General features: G+C 71.6%; 17 protein-coding genes. 5 read left to right on the top strand and 12 right to left on the bottom strand.

The genetic code is table 11. The features are described 5' to 3' along the window. Positions 1–170: 170 nt before the first annotated feature. The 9 genes from aroB to ACYF6T_RS23700 all read right to left on the bottom strand — a co-directional run bounded on the left by aroB (position 171) and on the right by ACYF6T_RS23700 (position 10,168). Positions 171–1,262: a 3-dehydroquinate synthase gene (gene aroB / locus ACYF6T_RS23740; protein ID WP_461698833.1), complete on the bottom strand. Its 1,092-nt coding sequence runs from the start codon at positions 1,260–1,262 to the stop codon at positions 171–173. Continuing rightward, entirely contained in the window at positions 1,259–1,774 is a 516-nt protein-coding gene (locus ACYF6T_RS23735; RefSeq protein ID WP_461698832.1) for a shikimate kinase, read from the bottom strand. The genes aroB and ACYF6T_RS23735 overlap by 4 nt, the downstream gene beginning before the upstream one ends. After that, positions 1,771–2,955 carry a chorismate synthase gene (gene aroC / locus ACYF6T_RS23730; protein WP_461698831.1) on the bottom strand — a complete coding sequence of 395 codons (1,185 nt, stop codon included), beginning with the start codon at positions 2,953–2,955 and terminating at the stop codon, positions 1,771–1,773. Before aroC ends, ACYF6T_RS23735 begins: the two co-directional genes overlap by 4 nt. Positions 2,956–3,619: 664 nt before the next feature. Next, positions 3,620–4,459: a shikimate dehydrogenase gene (locus ACYF6T_RS23725; protein ID WP_461698830.1), complete on the bottom strand. Its 840-nt coding sequence runs from the start codon at positions 4,457–4,459 to the stop codon at positions 3,620–3,622. After that, on the bottom strand, positions 4,440–6,101 hold the full coding sequence (gene mltG / locus ACYF6T_RS23720) for an endolytic transglycosylase MltG (protein WP_461698829.1): 1,662 nt from the start codon (positions 6,099–6,101) through the stop codon (positions 4,440–4,442). The genes ACYF6T_RS23725 and mltG overlap by 20 nt, the downstream gene beginning before the upstream one ends. Before the next feature lie 123 nt (positions 6,102–6,224). After that, the gene (gene ruvX, locus ACYF6T_RS23715) at positions 6,225–6,689 is read right to left on the bottom strand and encodes a Holliday junction resolvase RuvX (RefSeq protein ID WP_461698933.1); all 465 of its coding nucleotides are present in this window, start codon (positions 6,687–6,689) and stop codon (positions 6,225–6,227) included. 2 nt (positions 6,690–6,691) lie between these two features. Continuing rightward, positions 6,692–9,364, bottom strand: a complete 2,673-nt coding sequence (gene alaS / locus ACYF6T_RS23710) for an alanine--tRNA ligase (protein ID WP_461698828.1) — start codon at positions 9,362–9,364, stop codon at positions 6,692–6,694. Beyond that, entirely contained in the window at positions 9,364–9,717 is a 354-nt protein-coding gene (locus ACYF6T_RS23705; protein WP_461698827.1) for a hypothetical protein, read from the bottom strand. Before ACYF6T_RS23705 ends, alaS begins: the two co-directional genes overlap by 1 nt. A gap of 16 nt (positions 9,718–9,733) precedes the next feature. Continuing rightward, entirely contained in the window at positions 9,734–10,168 is a 435-nt protein-coding gene (locus ACYF6T_RS23700) for a DUF948 domain-containing protein (RefSeq protein WP_461698826.1), read from the bottom strand. Between the two features lie 152 nt (positions 10,169–10,320). On the opposite strand from ACYF6T_RS23700, the gene ACYF6T_RS23695 reads away from it, so the two are divergent. Beyond that, positions 10,321–12,459 (top strand): ATP-binding protein, encoded by a 2,139-nt coding sequence (locus ACYF6T_RS23695; protein WP_461698825.1) that lies wholly within the window; start codon positions 10,321–10,323, stop codon positions 12,457–12,459. Between the two features lie 24 nt (positions 12,460–12,483). Here the strand turns inward: ACYF6T_RS23695 and rpsD are convergent, their stop codons facing one another. The 3 genes from rpsD to ACYF6T_RS23680 form a co-directional block, all read right to left on the bottom strand. Continuing rightward, complete coding sequence (gene rpsD / locus ACYF6T_RS23690; RefSeq protein WP_461698824.1) at positions 12,484–13,098, bottom strand: 30S ribosomal protein S4; 615 nt, start codon at positions 13,096–13,098, stop codon at positions 12,484–12,486. Between the two features lie 295 nt (positions 13,099–13,393). Then, positions 13,394–14,749 (bottom strand): replication-associated recombination protein A, encoded by a 1,356-nt coding sequence (locus tag ACYF6T_RS23685; protein WP_461698823.1) that lies wholly within the window; start codon positions 14,747–14,749, stop codon positions 13,394–13,396. 43 nt (positions 14,750–14,792) lie between these two features. Beyond that, positions 14,793–15,449: a vitamin K epoxide reductase family protein gene (locus tag ACYF6T_RS23680; protein WP_461698822.1), complete on the bottom strand. Its 657-nt coding sequence runs from the start codon at positions 15,447–15,449 to the stop codon at positions 14,793–14,795. Positions 15,450–15,595: 146 nt separating this feature from the next. Between ACYF6T_RS23680 and ACYF6T_RS23675 the strand changes: the two genes are divergently transcribed. From ACYF6T_RS23675 to ACYF6T_RS23660, 4 genes are read left to right on the top strand one after another with little or no spacing between them, the layout of a single operon-like run. Then, positions 15,596–16,462 carry an ABC transporter ATP-binding protein gene (locus ACYF6T_RS23675; RefSeq protein ID WP_461698821.1) on the top strand — a complete coding sequence of 289 codons (867 nt, stop codon included), beginning with the start codon at positions 15,596–15,598 and terminating at the stop codon, positions 16,460–16,462. Continuing rightward, positions 16,459–17,304 carry an ABC transporter permease gene (locus ACYF6T_RS23670; RefSeq protein ID WP_461698820.1) on the top strand — a complete coding sequence of 282 codons (846 nt, stop codon included), beginning with the start codon at positions 16,459–16,461 and terminating at the stop codon, positions 17,302–17,304. The genes ACYF6T_RS23675 and ACYF6T_RS23670 overlap by 4 nt, the downstream gene beginning before the upstream one ends. Then, positions 17,262–18,500: a sensor histidine kinase gene (locus ACYF6T_RS23665; RefSeq protein ID WP_461698819.1), complete on the top strand. Its 1,239-nt coding sequence runs from the start codon at positions 17,262–17,264 to the stop codon at positions 18,498–18,500. Before ACYF6T_RS23670 ends, ACYF6T_RS23665 begins: the two co-directional genes overlap by 43 nt. After that, a complete protein-coding gene (locus tag ACYF6T_RS23660; RefSeq protein WP_461698818.1) occupies positions 18,497–19,123 on the top strand; it encodes a response regulator in 627 nt (208 codons plus the stop codon). Before ACYF6T_RS23665 ends, ACYF6T_RS23660 begins: the two co-directional genes overlap by 4 nt. Positions 19,124–19,130: the final 7 nt, after the last annotated feature.

Below are 19,130 nucleotides of genomic sequence, written 5' to 3'. Positions count from 1 at the left end.
CGCTCCCTACCGAACGGTACCGTCCCCGGCCGCCGTTTGGTGAAACGGCCGGGGGCGGTGTGAAGTGCCCTTTCGCGCAAGGCACATCGGACGGAAGGGACGTGGACGGACCGAAAGGGGCGTGGGCGGACCGGAGGGGGTGTGGGCGGACCGGAGGGGTGTGGGCGGACCTATTCGCCGACTTCGCCGTAGGCCGCGAGCAGCACCGCCGGGTCCGGGCCCTCCAGGACGGTCGGCTTGGCCAGACCGTCCAGGACGATGAAGCGCAGCAGGTCGCCGCGGGACTTCTTGTCGATCCGCATGTTCTCCAGCAACTTGGGCCACTGGTCGTAGCGGTAGTGCAGGGGCAGCCCGACGGATTCCAGGATCGTGCGGTGGCGGTCGGCGGTGGCGTCGTCCAACCGGCCCGCCAGACGGCCGAGTTCGGCGGCGAAGTGCATGCCGACGGCGACGGCCGCGCCGTGCCGCCACTTGTAGCGCTCGTTCTTCTCGATGGCGTGACCGAGCGTGTGACCGTAGTTGAGGATCTCCCGCAGGCCCGACTCCTTGAGGTCGGAGGAGACCACCTCGGCCTTGACGCGGATGGAGCGCTCGATGAGTTCGGCGGTGTGCGGGCCGGCCGGGGTGCGGGCGGCCTGCGGGTCGGACTCGATGAGGTCCAGGATGACCGGGTCGGCGATGAAGCCCGCCTTGATGATCTCGGCGAGCCCGGAGACGTAATCGTTGACCGGGAGGGAGTCGAGGGCGGCCAGGTCGCACAGGACGCCGGCGGGCGGGAAGAACGCGCCCACCAGGTTCTTGCCCTCGGCGGTGTTGATGCCGGTCTTGCCGCCGACCGCCGCGTCCACCATCGCCAGCACCGTGGTGGGGATGGCGATCCAGCGCACCCCGCGCAGCCAGGTCGCGGCGACGAACCCGGCGAGGTCGGTGGTGGCGCCGCCGCCGACGCCCACGACGACGTCGGAGCGGGTGAAGTGGGACTGGCCGAGGGCCTTCCAGCAGTAGGCGGCGACCTCGGCGGTCTTGGCCTCCTCGGCGTTCGGCACCTGGATGGCGATCGCCTCGTAGCCGTGCTCGGCGAGCTCCGCGCGCAGGGCGTCACCGGTCTCGGCGAGCGCCTCCGGGTGGATGACGGCGACCCGCTTGGCCTTCTCGCCCACCAACCCGGCCAGTTCGCCCAGCAGTTGGCGGCCCACCAGGACCTCGTACGGCTCACTGCCCGCGGTGCCGCCGACCTGGATGCGGGTGACTGCCTCGCTCATGCTTTCTTCAACTCCAGTGCGTCCAGGGCGGCTTGCGTGACCTCTTCGGGCGTACGGCCGTCGGTGGCCACCACCGCCGTGGCGACCTCCTCGTACAGGTGCCGGCGCGCCTCCATCAGCTCGCGCCACTGCTTGCGCGGGTTGACCGCGAGCAGCGGGCGGGCCGCGTTCAGGCCGGTGCGCTTGACGGCCTCCTCGACGTCCATCGAGAGGTAGACGACCCGCTGCCCGGCCAGCAGCGCGCGGGTGTCCGCGTCCAGGATCGAGCCGCCGCCCAGCGCCAGGACGCCCCGGTGCTCGGCGAGCGCCCGCCGCACGGCGGCCTTCTCGATAGCGCGGAAGACCGGCTCGCCCTCGTCGACGAAGATCTCCGCGATCGTGCGGCCCTGCTCGGCGACGATGTCGTCGTCGGTGTCCCGGTAGCCGACGCCCAGCCGGTCGGCGAGCAGCTGCCCGACGGTGGACTTGCCGACGCCCATCGGGCCGACCAGGACGACCAGCGGCCCGCTCATCGGATGCGCAGGTTGTCGAGGTACGAGCGGACGTTGCGGCTGGTCTCGGCCACGCTGTCGCCGCCGAACTTCTCCGCGACGGCGTCCGCGAGGACGAGCGCCACCATGGCCTCGGCGACGATGCCGGCCGCCGGGACCGCGGACACGTCCGAGCGCTGGTGGTGGGCCTGGGCGGCCTCGCCCGTGGTGACGTCCACCGTCTTCAGGGCGCGCGGCACGGTCGCGATGGGCTTCATCGCCGCCCGCACGCGCAGCAGCTCGCCGGTGCTCAGGCCGCCCTCGGTGCCGCCGGAGCGGCCGGAGACGCGCCGGATGCCCTCGGGGGTGCCCACGATCTCGTCGTGCGCCTTGGAGCCGGGGACGCGGGCGAGTTCGAAGCCGTCGCCGAGCTCGACGCCCTTGATCGCCTGGATGCCCATGAGGGCGCCGGCCAGCCGGGCGTCCAGCTTGCGGTCCCAGTGCACGTGCGAGCCGAGGCCGACGGGGACGCCGTAGGCGAGGATCTCGACGACGCCGCCGAGGGTGTCGCCGTCCTTGTGGGCCTGGTCGACCTCCGCGACCATCGCCTTCGAGGTGTCCGCGTCCAGGCAGCGCAGCGGGTCGGCGTCCAGCCGCTCGACGTCGGCCGGGGTCGGGTACACCCCCTGCGGCGCCTTCACGGAGCACAGCTCGACGACGTGGCTGACGATCTCGATGCCGGTCGTCTCCTTCAGGTACGACCGGGCGACCGCGCCCAGCGCCACGCGGGCCGCCGTCTCGCGGGCCGAGGCACGCTCCAGGATCGGGCGGGCCTCGTCGAAGCCGTACTTCTGCATGCCCGCGAGGTCGGCGTGGCCGGGGCGGGGGCGGGTCAGCGGGGCGTTGCGGGCGAGGCCGGCGAGGATCTCCGGGTCGACCGGGTCGGCGGCCATGACCTGCTCCCACTTGGGCCACTCGGTGTTGCCCACCATGATGGCGACCGGGGAACCCAGGGTGAGGCCGTGCCGGACGCCGCCGAGGAAGGTGACCTCGTCGCGCTCGAACTTCATCCGGGCACCGCGTCCGTAGCCGAGCCGCCGCCGCGCGAGGTGGTCGGCGACCATCTCCGTGGTGATCGGCACGCCGGCGGGAAGGCCCTCCAGCGTCGCGACAAGTGCGGGACCGTGGGACTCCCCCGCGGTCAGCCAACGCAGCCTGCTCAACGATGCTCCTCAGTACTCGCGCCCTGGTCCTGCTGCGCACGCGCGTCCTCGCGTACGGCGACGGCGCGACCGGGTGCGCGGCCCCGGCCCGCCACCTCCGATCCTCCCACGTCCCCACCCTCCCCCCGGCCGACGGTCCACAAAGCGGACGCGAGACGGTCAGGTCGGACCGCCCGGCAGGGGGGCGAGCCTGGTTCCCGGATCGACGGGGACCCACGCCCTACCGGTCGGCGAGGGCGTGCTCCCCCGCCTTGCGCATCGCCTCCAAGGCGACCGGGCCTGGTTCCCGGATCGACAGGGACCCGCGGGCCTAGCGGTCGGCGAGAGCGTGCTCCCCCGCCTTACGCATGGCCTCCAGGGGGGCCGGGCCTGGTTCCCGGATCGACGGGGACCCGCGCCCTACCGGTCGGCGAAAGCGTGCTCGCCCGCCTTGCGCATCGCCTCCAAGGCGACCGGGCCTGGTTCCGGATCGACGGGGACCCGCGCCCTACCGGTCGGCGAAAGCGTGTTCCCCCGCCTTGCGCATCGCCTCCAAGGCGACCGGGCCTGGTTCCCGGATCGACAGGGACCCGCGGGCCTAGCGGTCGGCGAGAGCGTGCTCCCCCGCCATGCGCATCGCCTCCAAGGGGCCGGGCCTGGTTCCCGGATCGACGGGGCCCGCGCCCTACCGGTCGGCGAGGGCGTGCTCCCCCGCCTTACGCATCGCCTCCAGGGGGGCCGGGGAGTGGCCCGTCATCTGTTCCACCTGGAGGACCGCCTGGTGGACCAGCAGGTCGAGGCCGCTGACGACCGCGCCGCCGTATGCCGACCAGCGGGCCGCGAGTTCGGTCGGCCAGGGCTCGTAGAGGACGTCGAAGAGGGTGGCCGGCCGTTCGGGGACGGCGCTGGCGAGGGCGTCGGTCGTACCGGCCGGCGTGGTCGCGACGACCAGCGGCGCCCGCAGTGCCCCGGCCGCGTCCGCCCAGTCCTCGGTGCGCACCTCGACGTCGAGCCGCTCGCCCCACTGCCGCATCTCGGCGGCGCGGGCCTCGCTGCGCACGTAGACGACGACCTCGCCGGTGCAGACGCGCGCGAGCGCGGCCAGCGCGGAGGAGGCGGTGGCGCCGGCGCCCAGGATGGCGGCGGAGTCGACCTGTTCGATGCCGCGCTCGCGCAGGGCGGCGACCATGCCGGGGATGTCGGTGTTGTCCCCCAGGCGGCGCCCGTCCTCGGTGAACACGACCGTGTTGACGGCCTCCACGGACGCGGCCGTCTCGCTGATCTCGTCGAGCAGCGGGATGACGGCCCGTTTCAGCGGCATGGTCAGGGACAGCCCCGCCCACTCCGGCCCGAGATTGTCGACGAAGCCGGGCAGCGTGGCCTCGTCGACCTCGAACCGGTCGTAGGACCAGCCCGCGAGACCCAGTTGCTCGTACGCGGTGCGGTGCAGCACCGGGGAGAGGGAGTGGGCGATGGGCGAGCCGAGCACCGCGGCCCGGCGGGCGTCAGTTGCCCGTGCTCTCATTGAACTTTTCCTTGAGCCTGAGGAATTCCTGGTGGGTCTTGGCGAATTCGGTCTTGTTCAGTCCGTCGGTCGCCACGAAGTAGTACCAGCCGTCGTGCGTCGGATTCAGTGTCGCCTTCAGCGCGCCCACACCCGGATTGTCGATCGGACCGGGCGGCAGACCCTTCTGCGTGTACGTGTTGTACGGGTCCTGGTTGCTCTTGATCTCCGACTCACTGATCTTGATGTTGCTCTGGCCCTTCAGGTAGTTGAAGGTCGAGTCGAACTGCAGCAGGCCGTACGTCTCGGGGTTGGAGCGGTTCAGCCGGTTGTAGACCACTTCCGCCATCTTGCGGTAGTCGTCCTCGGTCTTGCCCTCGGCCTGCACGAGGCTGGCGACGGTGATGACCTGCAGCGGGTTCTCCAGCTTGAGCGCCCTGGCCTTCGCCTCGAGGTCGTACGTGTCGTACGTCGAGGTGGCCTGGCCGACCATGTCCTTGAGGACCGTCTCGGGCTTCATGCCCTTCGCGGCGGGATACGTGCCCGGGTAGAGGAATCCCTCCAGCGGGTCCTTGATCTCGCTGTTGTCGTGCGCCCAGCCCGGCAGCCCGAGGCTCCTGTATTTCTCCTTGGCGATCTTCTTGGTGGTGCCCGAGGCCAGTTGGAGTTTCTCGTCGATCGTCTTGTAGACGGCGGCGTTGCGCTCACCCGGGGTGACCATCACGTTGTTCTGGCTCTTCGGGTCGAGCATCATCGCGACGGCGCTCTCGGCGGACATCTGCTTGCGCAGCAGATAGGCGCCGGCCTGGATCTTGTTCCCGTCGGGATTGTGCTGCTGCGCGGTGACGAAGGCGTCGACGCTCTTGACGACGCCGGCCTCCTTCAGCCGCCGGCCGATCTCGTAGCCGCCGGCGCCCTTGGGGATCTGGACGGTCACCTGCTGGCTCGTACCGTCACCGGCGTAGTCCGGGGCGGCGCCGAAACGATCCTGGTAGAACTGGTACCCGAAGTAGCCGACACCGCCGATCCCGCCGCCGAACACCAGCAGGACCACCAGGCAGGCGCAGCCGTTGCGGCGCTTCTTGCCGGGTTTCTCCTTGCCGCCGCGCCCCCTGCGGCCGCGCGGCTCGTCGTCCTCGTCCTCGTCGCCGGTGTCGTCGCCGCCCGCGAAGAAGGCGTGTTCGCCCTGGTCGGGGCCGGGGTCCCAGTCGGTCTGCGGCGCCGGCTCCGCTTCGGGCTCGGCCTGCCTGCGGGCGGGCGGCTCCGGCGGCGGGTAGGCGTCGGGGGTGCCGTAGTAGTCGGGCTGGTCGCCGCCGTACGCGGCGGACTGCTGGGCGTAGTACGGGTCCGCGGGATCGGTGTACTGGACATGCGTATGGCTGCCCGCGCCCCAGCCGCCCTGGTCGTAGGGCTGCTGGGCCTGGCCGTCGTAGTACTGCTGGTCGTACTGCTGGTACTGCTGCGCCTGACCGTAGGCCTGCTGGCCGTCGCCCCAGTTGCCGTAGTACGGCTGCTGCGGCTGCTCCGGATACTGCTGCGGCTGGCCGCCGTAGGCAGCTTGCTGACCCGCGTGGGCCTGCTGCCCTTCCCATCCGCCGTCCCCGTACAACGGGTCCTCGGGATGCCACGGTTCGGAGCCTGGGCCCCGGCCATACTCAGTCATCGATCCCCTAGAGCCGCGAGGCGGTGATCACGCGGCCTTTTGCGGGCCCTGCCACCGTTCCGCCTCATTCTGTGCGGCGCCTGTTCGAACGCCGACATCGCGCGGAACGTTACCGTATCGCGATCAGATGACCACTTCGACGCCTTCGCCGGGTGCTTTACCTGACACCCGTTCGGCTTCCAGCGCCTGCTGCAGGATGATCACGGCGGCTGCCTGGTCGATCACCGCGCGGCCCTTCTTCGACTTCACCCCCGAGGCGCGCAGTCCCTGAGTGGCCGTCACCGTGGTCATCCGCTCGTCGACCAGCCGGACCGGGACGGGCTTGATGCCCCTGGCCAGCTCCTGCGCGAAGGCCCGGACCTTGACCGCGGCCGGCCCCTCGCCGCCCCTGAGGGAACGCGGGAGACCGACGAGCACCTCGATCGGCTCGTACTCCTCGACCAGCTGGCGAAGGCGCCGGTGAGCTGCGGGGACGTCCCGGCCGGGGACCGTCTCGACCGGGGTGGCGAGGATCCCGTCGGGGTCGCACGAGGCGACCCCGATGCGGGCGTCCCCGACGTCGATCGCCAGCCGGCGGCCTCTGCGCATGGTCACTTCGCGGTGTCCGTGACCAGCCGCTCGACCGCGTCCACGGCCTCGCCGACCGCGGCCGGGTTCTGGCCGCCGCCCTGGGCCACGTCCGGCTTGCCGCCCCCGCCGCCGCCGAGGGTCTTGGCGGCGGCGCGGACCAGGTCACCGGCCTTGAGACCGCGCTCGCGGGCGGCCTCGTTGGTGGCGATGACGGTCAGCGGCTTGCCGTTGTTGACCGTGAAGAGGGCGACGACGGCGGCCCGGCCGCCCTGGATGCGGCCGCGCACGTCGAGGACCAGCTTGCGCAGGTCGTCGGGGGTGGTGCCGTCCGGCACCTGACCGGTGACCAGTGCGACGCCCCTGACGTCCTTGGCGGACTCGGCGAGACCGGCGGCGGCCTGGAGCACCTTCTCGGCGCGGAACTTCTCGATCTCCTTCTCGGCGTCCTTCAGCTTGCCGAGCATCGCGGAGACCTTCTCCGGCAGCTCCTCCGGGCGGCCCTTGAGCAGCTCGGTCAGCTGGTTGACGACCGTGTGCTCACGGGCGAGGAAGTGGTAGGCGTCCACACCGACCAGGGCCTCGATGCGGCGGACGCCCGAGCCGATGGAGGACTCGCCGAGCAGCTTCACCAGGCCCAGCTGGGCGGTGTTGTGCACGTGCGTGCCGCCGCACAGCTCCTTGGAGAAGTCGCCGATGGTGACGACGCGGACCCGCTCGCCGTACTTCTCGCCGAACTCGGCGATGGCGCCCTGCTTCTTGGCCTCGTCGATGCCCATGACGTCGGCGCGGACGTCGAGGTCGCGGGCGAGGACCTCGTTGATCTTCTGCTCGACGTCGGTCATCACGGCCGTGGGCACGGCGGACGGCGAGCCGAAGTCGAAGCGGAAGCGGCCGGGCTGGTTCTCGGAACCCGCCTGCGCGGCCGTCGGGCCGAGCGCGTCGCGCAGCGCCTGGTGGGTGAGGTGGGTGGCCGAGTGGGCGCGGGCGATGGCCTTGCGGCGGCGGGCGTCGATGCTGGCCTGCGCCTTGGCGCCGACGGTGACCTCGCCGACCTGGACGACGCCCTTGTGGACGTAGACCCCGGGCACCGGCTTCTGGCAGTCGCGGACCTCGATGACGGCACCGGAGTCGACCTTGATCCGGCCGGTGTCGCCGATCTGGCCGCCGCCCTCGGCGTAGAACGGCGTGCGGTCCAGGACGATCTCGACCTCGTCGCCCTCGGTGGCGGCCGGCGAGGACAGGCCGTCGACGAGGATGCCGACGATCGTGGACTCGCCCTCGGTGTCGGTGTAGCCGATGAACTCGGTCTCGCCGGCGCTGTCGGCGATCTCGCGGTAGGCGCCCAGGTCGGCGTGGCCGGTCTTCTTGGCCTGGGCGTCGGCCTTGGCGCGCTCCCGCTGCTCCTTCATCAGGCGGCGGAAGCCCTCCTCGTCCACGGACAGCCCCTGCTCGGCGGCCATCTCCAGGGTGAGGTCGATCGGGAAGCCCCAGGTGTCGTGGAGCAGGAACGCCTTGTCGCCGGGGAGGACGGAGGAGCCGGCGGCCTTCGTCTCCGTCACGGCGGTGTCGAGGATGTTGGTGCCGGCCTTCAGCGTCTTGAGGAAGGCGTTCTCCTCGGCGAGGGCGACCTTCTCGATGCGCTCGCGGTCGGTGACCAGCTCCGGGTACTGCTGGCCCATCATCCGGATCACGGTGTCGATCAGGTCGAGGACGACCGGGCCGGTGGCGCCGAGCAGGCGCATGTTGCGGATGGCGCGGCGCATGATGCGGCGCAGGACGTAGCCGCGGCCCTCGTTGCCGGGGGTGACGCCGTCGCCGATCAGCATGGTGGCGGTGCGCATGTGGTCGGTGACCACGCGCAGGGAGACGTCGGAGGCGTGCGCGTCGCCGTAGGCGACACCGGTCAGCTCGGTGGCCTTGTTGATGACGGCCATGGAGGTGTCGATCTCGTACATGTTCTGCACGCCCTGCAGAATCATGGCGAGGCGCTCCAGGCCGAGGCCGGTGTCGATGTTCTTGCTCGGCAGGTCGCCGAGGATCTCGAAGTTGTCCTTGCCGGTGCCCTCGCCGCGCTCGAACTGCATGAAGACGAGGTTCCAGATCTCCACGTACCGCTCGTCGTTGACGGCGGGGCCGCCCTCGGCGCCGAACTCGGGGCCGCGGTCGTAGTTGATCTCGGAGCAGGGGCCGCAGGGTCCGGGGACGCCCATGGACCAGAAGTTGTCCTTCATGCCCAGGCGCTGGATGCGCTCCATGGGCACGCCGACGACCTCGTGCCAGATGCGCTCGGCCTCGTCATCGTCCTTGTAGACGGTGATCCAGAGCTTCTCCGGCTCCAGGCCGTAACCGCCCTTGTCCTGGGGGCTGGTGAGCAGCTCCCAGGCGAGCTTGATGGCGCCCTCTTTGAAGTAGTCGCCGAAGGAGAAGTTGCCGCACATCTGGAAGAAGGTGCCGTGCCGGGTGGTCTTGCCGACCTCCTCGATGTCGGGCGTGCGCACGCACTTCTGCACGCTGGTGGCGCGCGGGAAGGGCGGCTTGACCTCACCGAGGAAGTAGGGCTTGAAGGGCACCATGCCGGCGGGGACGAGGAGCAGAGTCGGGTCGTCCGCGATGAGCGACGCCGAAGGGACGACGGTGTGCCCGCGCTCCTCGAAGAAGCTCAGCCAGCGGCGGCGGATCTCGGCCGACTCCATCAGTGGTCCTCATTCCGGTTGTACGAGTACGTCTGGTACGTCGAACCCTCGACGTACTTCGGGTTGTTGCGGTTCTCGATGGCGGCGAACCGCCGGGGCGCGGGGAGTTCGGGGTTCGCGTTGAGGCCGAGGGCCTCCCCGAGCTCCTCCTCCCGCCGGGCCATGTTGTCGCGGACGTCGAGCGCGAAGCCGACCGCGCGGTCCTTGATGCGGTGACCGGCCTCGATCGCCTTGTTCGCGGCCGTGGCGGCGAGGTTCTCGGGGGTCAGCTGCCTCAGCTTGCGGTTGACCTTGGTGGTGGCCCACACACCGGCGGCGACGCCCGTGCTGAACCAGAACGTACGGCGGAACATCGCTGGGTCTCAGTCCTTACTTCCGCTTGCGGCGTGCGGCAGGAACCGTGCGGCCCACGATCACGGTACGCCGGGGCGACTTCGCGGGCACGTCGTCCTTGCGTCCGCCGAGCGCCCGGCGCACGCCGTAGCCGAAGGCGGCGACCTTGACCAGGGGGCCGCCGAAGGTCGAGGCGACCGTCGTCGACAGCGCCGACGCGTTGGACGTGACCTCCTGGACGTCGGAGGCGATCGCGTCGACCCGGTCGATCTGGGTCTGCGCGGAACGCACCGCCGCGGAGGCGTCGGCCAGCAGCGGGACGGCCTGGTCGGTCACGTCCGCCACGAGCTTGGTGGTCGCCTTGAGCGTCTGGGCCAGCCTCACCAGTGCGACGGCGAGGAAGGAGACCAGGATCGCCCAGAAGACGGCCACCAGGATCCCGGCCACCTCTCCACCGGACACCACGTGCACCCGCTCCCTGAAACGTGCCTGAACATCGAGAAAAGTCGAGACCGAGCCTATCGCGCCGGGGGTGGGACTCCGTACCGGATTCCGCCCGCGCGCTGCGCGGTGGTGCGAAGCGATTGTACGGAGTGAATATGGTTGAGTACGCTCCGTGTTCCATGCGGCATCATCAGCGCTACGAGGGCTCCCCGACCGGCAATCTCCCCGCGGAGGTCGACGCCTTCGTCGGCCGTGAGGCCGAACTGGCGGGACTGGCGCGGGCGCTGGAGGACGCGCGGCTGGTGACGGTGACCGGCGCGGGCGGGGTGGGCAAGTCCCGGCTGGCGGCCCGGGCGGCGGGCCGGTGCGCGCCGCCGGACGGGGTGTGGCGGGTGGAGCTGGCGCCGGTGCGGGACGCGGAGTTCGTCGACTACGCCGTCGTCGAGGCGCTGGGGCTGACCGACCACACCACGCGGCTGCCGCGCGAGACGCTGCTGGCGCACCTCGCCGAGCGGCGGCTGCTGCTGGTGCTGGACGGGGTCGAGCATGTGGTGGAGGCGTGCGCGGGTCTCGTCGGCGACCTGCTGCGCCGGGCGCCGGGACTGCGGGTGCTCGCCGTGGGCCGGCGGCCGCTGGCGGTGGCGGGCGAGCGGGTGTTCCCGCTGCCGCCGCTGGGCGAGGACGAGGCGGCGCGCCTGTTCACCGAGCGGGCGGCCCGGCAGGGCGTGACCGTGCCGGACGGTCCGGAGGTACGGGAGGTGTGCCGGCGCCTGGACGGGATCCCGCTGGCGATCGAGCTGGCGGCCGGGCGGCTGCGGGCGCTGTCGCCCGGGCAGGTGCTGGAGCGCCTCGACGACCGCTTCCGGCTGCTGACCGGCGGCGGGCGGGACTTTCTGCCGCGCCACCAGACGCTGCGCACGGCGATCGGCTGGAGCCACGAACTGTGCACGCCCCGCGAGCGGTTGCTGTGGTCGCGGCTGTCGGTGTTCGCCGGGCCCTTCGACCTGGAGGCGGCGGAGTACGTCTGCGGCGGCCACGGTCTGCCCGCCGACGACGTCCTGGACGTGCTCACCGAGCTGCTCGCGCAGTCCGTCCTCACCCGCGAGGAGACCCCGGCGGGCGTGCGCTACCGCATGCTGGACACGGTCCGGGCCTACGGCGCCGACTGGCTGGCGGCGATCGGGGACGAGCTGCGGCTGCGGCGCCGGCACCGCGACTGGTACCTGGGGCTGGCGACCTGGTGCGAGCTGGACTGGTTCTCACCGCGCCAGCCCGAGGTGGCGGCGCGGGTGGAGGCGGAGCTGCCGAATCTGCGGTGCGCGCTGGAGCAGTGCCTGGCCGACCCGGAGGAGGCGCACCTGGGGCAGTACCTGGCCGCCTCGCTGTGGTTCTACTGGGCCGGCTGCGGACGGCTGTCGGAGGGCCGGCACTGGCTGGAACAGGTGGTCCGCCTCGACTCGGGGCACGAGCGGTCCCGGCTGAAGGCCCTGTGGGTGCTCGGCTACGTGGCGATCCTGCAGGGCGACACGGTGCCCGCGCTGGCCGCCCTGCAGGAGTGCCGGGAGGAGGCGGAGCGCTTCGCCGATCCGACGGCGGTGGCGTACGCCGAGCACCGCACGGGCTGTCTGGCGCTGGTCGCGGACGACATGGCGCGGGCGGAGACGCTGCTGCGTTCGGCGCTCGCCCGCTACCAGGAGATCGGCGAGCTCAACAGCAACGTGCTGATGGGCCAGGTGGAGCTGGCGATGACGCGGGCCTTCCAGGGCGATCTGCCGGACGCGGTGCGCCTGTGCGAGGACGTGCGCCGGGTGTGCGAGGACCACGGCGAGCGGTGGACCCGCTCCTACGCGCTGTACGTCCTGGCCTACGCGGCCTGGGCGGACGGCGACCTGACGCGGGCGCGGGCCCTGCTCACCGACTGCCTGACCGGCGCCCACGCCTTCCACGACCTGCTCGGCTCGGTGCTGTCGGTCGAGCTGCTGGCCCTGGTCACGGCCGCGGAGGGCGACGCGGCGGAGGCCGCGGTGCTTCAGGGGGCCGCGGCCCGGATGTGGCCGTCGGTGGGGCTGCCGCTGTTCGGCTCGGCGTACTACAACACCCCGCACGAGCTGTGCGAGGCGACGGCCCGCGAACGCCTGGGCGACGAGCGGTACGAGGAGTGCGTACGGGAAGGGACGCGGCTGGTACGGGAGGCGGCGGTGTCCCGGGCGCTGGAGGCGGTGCCGTCGCCGCGCGGGCCGGTGCGGGCGGGGGCGCGGGCGGACATGCACGAACCCGCCGCCTCCCGCACCCGGAAGGGCGGGGAGACGGCGGGCTGAGGTGGTGCTACCGCCGGCCGGTGATCAGCGGGCGTAGTACTCGACGACCAGCTGCTCGTCGCAGATGACCGGGACTTCCTTGCGGTTCGGCTCGCGGTCCAGGCGGAACGCCAGGGCCTTGAGGTTCACCTGCAGGTAGCGCGGGGTCTCGCCCTCGGGGGCGAAGCCGCCCTCACGGGCGATCTGGAAGAGGGTCTTCTCGCGGCTGCGCTCGCGGACCATCACGACGTCGTCGGGACGGACGCGGAACGACGGCTTGTCGACCTTCTGGCCGTTGACCTCGATGTGGCCGTGCACGACCATCTGGCGGGCCTGGTAGATCGTGCGGGCGATGCCCGAACGCAGCACCAGGGCGTCGAGACGGCGCTCCAGCTCCACGATCAGGGCCTCACCGGTCTTGCCCTGCACCTTGGAGGCGCGCTCGTAGGCACGGACCAGCTGGCGCTCGGAGATGTCGTACTGCGCGCGCAGACGCTGCTTCTCCAGCAGACGGACCTTGTAGTCCGAGTTCTGCTTGCGGCCACGGCCGTGCTCACCCGGCGGGTAGGGGCGGGCCTCGAAGTACTTGACGGCCTTCGGGGTCAGCGCGATGCCGAGGGCACGCGACTTCTTGACCTTGGGGCGGGACTGGTTCGCCACTGTCTCTCTTTTCCTAGTTTTCCGGCTTGTCAGTGTTGAGGGAGGTCGCAATCCGCAGCCGGGGAATCCCGCCTCGTCCTGGTGGACTCGGTGGGCAGCCGCTCCCCTGGTCTGGGCACATACGTGCAGCACGCGAGTGGCCCACCGACCTGTCCCGTCCTGCGACGGGTGGTGGTGGGCTGCCCGCGACACCGTTCGACGGTGCGCGACGCTCCTGGAACCCGCTGGGGGTTCCGGCCGGCTGTCCCGCTCTGACGGCACGGGACTCGGCACTCCGGGCGAGTCTACAGGGTGCTCACGGCCGCTTGCGACCGAGGTGCTTCCTGGTCCACTCGACGGCGTCCGCGTACCGCGCCTCCGCGCCGTGCCGGGTCGGGGTGTAGTACTCGCGGTCCCTGAGGGCGTCCGGCGCGTACTGCTGCTCGGCGATGCCCTCGGCCAGGTCGTGCGGGTACACGTACCCCTGGGCGTGCCCGAGCTTGGCGGCGCCCTTGTAGTGCCCGTCGCGGAGATGCGGTGGGACCGGACCCGCCAGCCCTTTGCGTACGTCGTCCAGGGCGGCGCCGATCGCGGTCGTCGCGGAGTTGGACTTGGGGGCCAGGGCGAGGGCGATGGTGGCGTGGCTGAGGGTGAGGGCGGCCTCGGGGAAGCCGATCATGGCGACGGCCTGGGCGGCGGCCACGGCGATCGGCAGGGCGTTCGGGTCGGCCAGGCCGATGTCCTCGCTCGCGGAGATCATCAGGCGGCGGGCGATGAAGCGGGGGTCCTCGCCGGCCTCGATCATGCGGGCCAGGTAGTGCAGGGCGGCGTCGACGTCCGAGCCCCTGATGGACTTGATGAGGGCGCTGGCGACGTCGTAGTGCTGGTCGCCGTCGCGGTCGTACTTGACGGCGGCCCGGTCGACGACCTCCTCCAGGGTGGTCAGCGCGATCTCCGTCTCGCCCTTGTCGAGGGCGGCGCCGGCGGCGGCCTCCAGGGCGGTCAGGGCGCGGCGGGCGTCGCCGCCGGCGATGCGCAGGAGGTGGTCCTCGGTGTCCTCGGGGAGGGTGACGGCGTCCTTCAGACCGCGCTCGTCGGCGAGCGCCCGCTTCAGCAGGCCGCGAATGTCGTCGTCGGTGAGGGGTTCGAGGGTGAGCAGCAGGGAGCGGGACAGCAGCGGGGAGATCACCGAGAAGTACGGGTTCTCCGTGGTCGCCGCGATCAGGGTCACCCAGCGGTTCTCGACGGCGGGCAGCAGGGAGTCCTGCTGGGCCTTGCTGAAGCGGTGGATCTCGTCCAGGAAGAGGACGGTCTCCTTGCCGTAGCCGCCGGTGGCGCGGCGGGCGCCGTCGATGACCGCGCGGACCTCCTTGACGCCCGCGGTGATCGCCGACAGCTCCACGAAGCGCTTGTTGGTGGCCTTGGAGACGACGTACGCGAGGGTCGTCTTGCCGGTGCCGGGCGGACCCCACAGGATCACCGAGGAGGGGCCCGCCGGGCCGCCCGCTCCTTCGCCCACCAGGCGGCGCAGGGGCGAGCCGGGCTTGAGCAGGTGCTGCTGGCCCACCACCTCGTCGAGGGTGCGCGGGCGCATCCGCACCGCCAGGGGGCTTGATGCCGGATCCTTCTCCTGGCGGTCTTCTGCGGCGGCGGTGAACAGGTCGGGCTCCACGCTGAAACCCTAAATCACGGCACTGACAACGCGGCGGGCGCTGTCAGCTGGTCCAGAAGTCCCACCAGCGGGTCAGCACCAGCATGCCGATGATGCCGATGTGCAGCACGGGCAGGACCCAGGTGAACTCGCCGAAGAAGCTCTTCAGCCAGCGCGGGGCCGGCAGGAAGCCGTTGCGCACGTTGAACGAGGTGACGTACCAGAACATGGTGATCGTCGCGACCCAGGCCAGCGAGCACCACAGGCACAGCGCGTTGATCCGGTACAGCGACTGGAACTGCAGCCAGGTGCAGAAGCCCACGCCGAAGAGCGTGCCGAAGTTGAAGGTCAGCCAGTACCAGCGCGGGAAGCGGGCGCGGGCCAGCAGGCTCATGCCGACGCAGATGACGATGCCGTAGCAGACCAGGCCGAGCATCGGGTTGGGGAAGCCGAAGGCTGCGGCCTGCTTGGACTCCATCACGCTGCCGCAGGAGACCACCGGGTTGAGGCTGCAGCCGGGGGTGAACGTCTTGCCCTCGACCTTGGCCTCGAGCAGCTTGAACTTGTCGATCGTGATGACCCACGCCGCGAGCAGACCGGCCGCGCCGGTGATGATCAGCAGCAGCGCGAAGGCGCGGCTGCCGCCCACCGACCGCGTCCCGGGTGCCGCGCTGTTCGGCTCGGGCTCGGTGGAGACGTCCTTGACTGTCGTCTTGCTCATCACGCCGATTCCGTCTGCTTGAGAGTTGGACCTTCTTCGGGCAGGGGCCATTGTGCCGCACGAACACCGTTGTCCACCGTTCGGTGGACATAAGGAAGTACGCACGGTCGTCCCCGAGCGTTCGGTTCCGGACGAGGCTCGTCGGCATGACAGCACACGCGAACGAACTCGCGGTGGACGTTCGGGGGCTGCGCAAGCGCTACGGGGACGTGACCGCCGTCGACGGCATCGACCTGAGCATCGCGCGCGGTGAGGTGTTCGGCCTGCTCGGGCCCAACGGGGCGGGCAAGAGCACCACGGTGGAGATCCTCCAGGGCAACCGCTGCCGGGACGCGGGCGAGGTGGCGGTGCTCGGCGCGGACCCGGCGCACGGCACGCGTGCGTGGAGGTCCCGTGTGGGAATCGTCTGGCAGGACGAATCGGCGCCCGCGGAGTTGACGGTCCGCGAGACGGTACGGCATTTCGCGCACTACTACCCGAGGCCGCGCGACCCCGAGGAGGTCATCGGTCTCGTCGGTCTCGCCGCCAAGGCGGACAGCCGGATCAGGGCGCTCTCGGGCGGTCAGCGCCGGCGTCTGGACGTGGCCCTGGGGGTGATCGGCGACCCGGAGCTGCTGCTCCTGGACGAGCCGACGACCGGTTTCGACCCGGCGGCCCGGCGGCAGTTCTGGGACCTGATCCGCCGGCTGGCCGACGAGGGCACGACGATCCTGCTCACCACGCACTACCTGGAGGAGGCCGAGGCGCTCGCCGACCGGCTCGCCGTCGTCGCCAGGGGGCGGGTCGTCGCCACGGGTGAGCCGGGCGCCCTGCGCGAGCGCTACGGCACCGGGGCCACCGTCCGGTGGACCGAGCCCGACGGCACCCCGCGCAGCGAACGGACGGACACCCCGACCCGGACGGTCGCCGAGCTGATGCGCCGCTTCGACGGCGAGATCCCGGGGCTGCTGGTCGGCCGCCCCACCCTGGAGGACGTCTACCTCCGGCTGACCGGACAGGAGAGGGCGCGATGACCACGACCGCCGTACGGGCCCGGGCACGGGCGAGCGCGGGGCGGCTGCCCGGGGCGTGGGCACTGGGGCGCCGGCGGGGCCTGCTGGAGATCCGGCAGTTCTTCCGCCAGCGCGACCAGGTGGTGTTCAGCTTCGCCTTCCCGGTCGTCTTCCTGTTCCTGTTCGCGTCGATCTTCCACGACGACGTGCGCGGCAGCGGTGTCACGGCCTCGCAGCTGTACGTGCCCGCGATGATGGCCTCCGGGATCATGTCGACGAGCTTCCAGTCGCTGGGCATCTCGATCGCCGTGGAGCGGGACGAGAAGGTGCTGCGCCGGCTGCGCGGGACGCCGATGCCGCCGGCCGCGTACTTCCTGGGCAAGATCTGGCTGGTTCTGTTCACCGGGGTGGTGGAGACGGCGATCCTGCTGCTCGTCGGCACCACCCTGTACGGCGTCGACCTGCCGTCGGACGCCTCCCGCTGGGCCGACTTCGGCTGGATCTTCCTACTGGGGCTGACGGGCTGCGCCCTGCTCGGCATCGCGATCAGCTCGGTGCCGAAGTCGGCGAAGAGCGCCAGTTCCGTGGTCGTGCTGCCGTTCCTGGTCGTGCAGTTCATCTCGGGGGTGTACATCTCCGTCGACACCATCCCGGACTGGATGCTGACCATCGGCGCCCTGTTCCCGCTGAAGTGGCTGTGCCAGGGTCTGCGGGGGGTCTTCCTGCCGGACTCCGCGCAGGTCCTGGAGCAGGCGGGGAGCTGGGAGTTCGGGAAGACCGCGCTGGTGCTGGCCGCCTGGTGCCTCGGAGGATTGGTGCTGTGTCTGCTGACGTTCCGCTGGAAGGACCGGCGCTCGGGGTGACCCCGGCGGGTGCGGCGCCCGGGGCGCACGCCTGGGACCGTTCGGTGCGGCTGTGGGACCTGTACTTCGCGGTCGCCTGGGTGGCCACGGTCGCCTTCGTGCTGGGCGCGGCGCAGCAGAGCTGGGCCGTGCGCGTGGTCGCGGCCGGGCTGCTGGTCCCGCTGGTGCCGCTGTACGTGGGGGCGGGCCGGGCGCTGATCCAGGAGGATCCGCCGCCGCAGAAGCGGGCGTTGCGCTATCTGGCCGCCGTGTCGGCACTGTTCCTGCCGTCGGCGATCCTGGTCGACGAGACGCGGCTGATGGCGTTCGCGCTCATCCCGCAGTGCTTCATGACCCTGCGGATGCGCTGGGCCCTGGTCACCGTCTCGTTCATCAACCTGGCGCCGGTGGTGGGCTGGGCCCTGCTGCGGCGGCCGAGCGGCGAACTGGTCTTCGCCAACTTCCTGTTCTCCGGGATGATGCTGGTCTTCTCGGTGGTGATCGGCAGTTGGATCATCCGCATCATCGAACAGAGCGTGGAGCGAGCCGAGTTGATCGCCGAACTGGACGCCAGCCGCCATGAGGTCTCGCGGCTGTCGGCGGCGCACGGCGCGCTGGCCGAGCGGGAGCGCATGGCCCGGGAGATCCACGACACGCTCGCGCAGGGCTTCACGAGTCTGCTGATGCTGATCCAGGCGGTGGAGGCCGAGCTCGACGACGACCTGCCGCAGGCCCGCCGCCATCTCGCCCTGATGGACGAGACCGCCCGGCAGAACCTCGCCGAGGCGCGCGCCCTGGTCGCCGGGACGGCCCCCGCCGACCTCGACGGCGCCTCCCTCCCGGACGCGCTGCGCCGCCTGGCCGCCCGTCACGCGGCGACGCTGGAGGTCAGCGGTCCGGTACGGCCGCTGCCGGCCGGCCCCGAGGTCGTGGCCCTGCGCTCCTGCCAGGAGGCGCTGGCCAACGCCCGCAAGCACGCGGGGAGTTCGGCGGCGGTGGGGATCGAGCTGGCGTACTCCGACGACACGCTCACCGTGTCGGTACGCGACGACGGGTGCGGCTTCGATCCGGGCGTCCCCTGTGCCGGTTACGGGCTCGCGGGGCTGCGGGCGCGGGCCGGCGAGGTGGGCGGGACGGCGCGGGTGTGCAGCGTGCCGGGGGCCGGGACGACGGTGACGGTCAGCCTGCCCGTGGTGCCCGCGCGGAGTGCGTCGTGATCCGGATCATCCTGGCCGACGACCATCCCGTGGTACGCGAGGGGCTGCGGGCGATGCTCAGCGCCGAGCCCGACCTGGAGGTGGTCGCCGACGCGTCCGCCGGGCCCCAGGCGGAGGCGCTGGCCGCCGAACTCCGGCCCGACATCGTGCTGATGGACCTGCGCATGCCGGGCGGCGGGGGCGTCGACTCCATCGTGCGGATGACCGAGGCGGGGCTGGCCTGCCGGGTGATCGTCCTGACCACCTACGAGACGGACCGGGACATCCTGCGGGCGGTGGAGGCCGGCGCGGCAGGCTACCTCCTCAAGGACATGCCCCGCGCCCAACTCGCCGACGCGGTACGGGCTGCGGCCCGCGGTGAGACGGTCCTGGCCCCCTCCGTGGCGGCCCGCCTCGTCGACCGCCTACGCGCCAGACCGGAACGCCCCCGCCTGTCGGAACGCGAAACCGCGGTACTGCGCCTGGTGGCGGAGGGCTGCACGAACGCGGAGATCGGCCGCCGGCTGTTCATAGGCGAGTCGACGGTGAAGACCCATCTGCTGCGCGCCTTCGCCAAGTTGGGCGTCGACGACCGGACGGCGGCGGTGACCCGCGCGATGCGTCACGGGCTGCTGGAGGAGTGACGAGGGC

The sequence above is a fragment of the Streptomyces sp. 7R007 genome (genome assembly GCF_054850255.1).
This window is presented reverse-complemented; position numbering and strand designations above follow the sequence as displayed.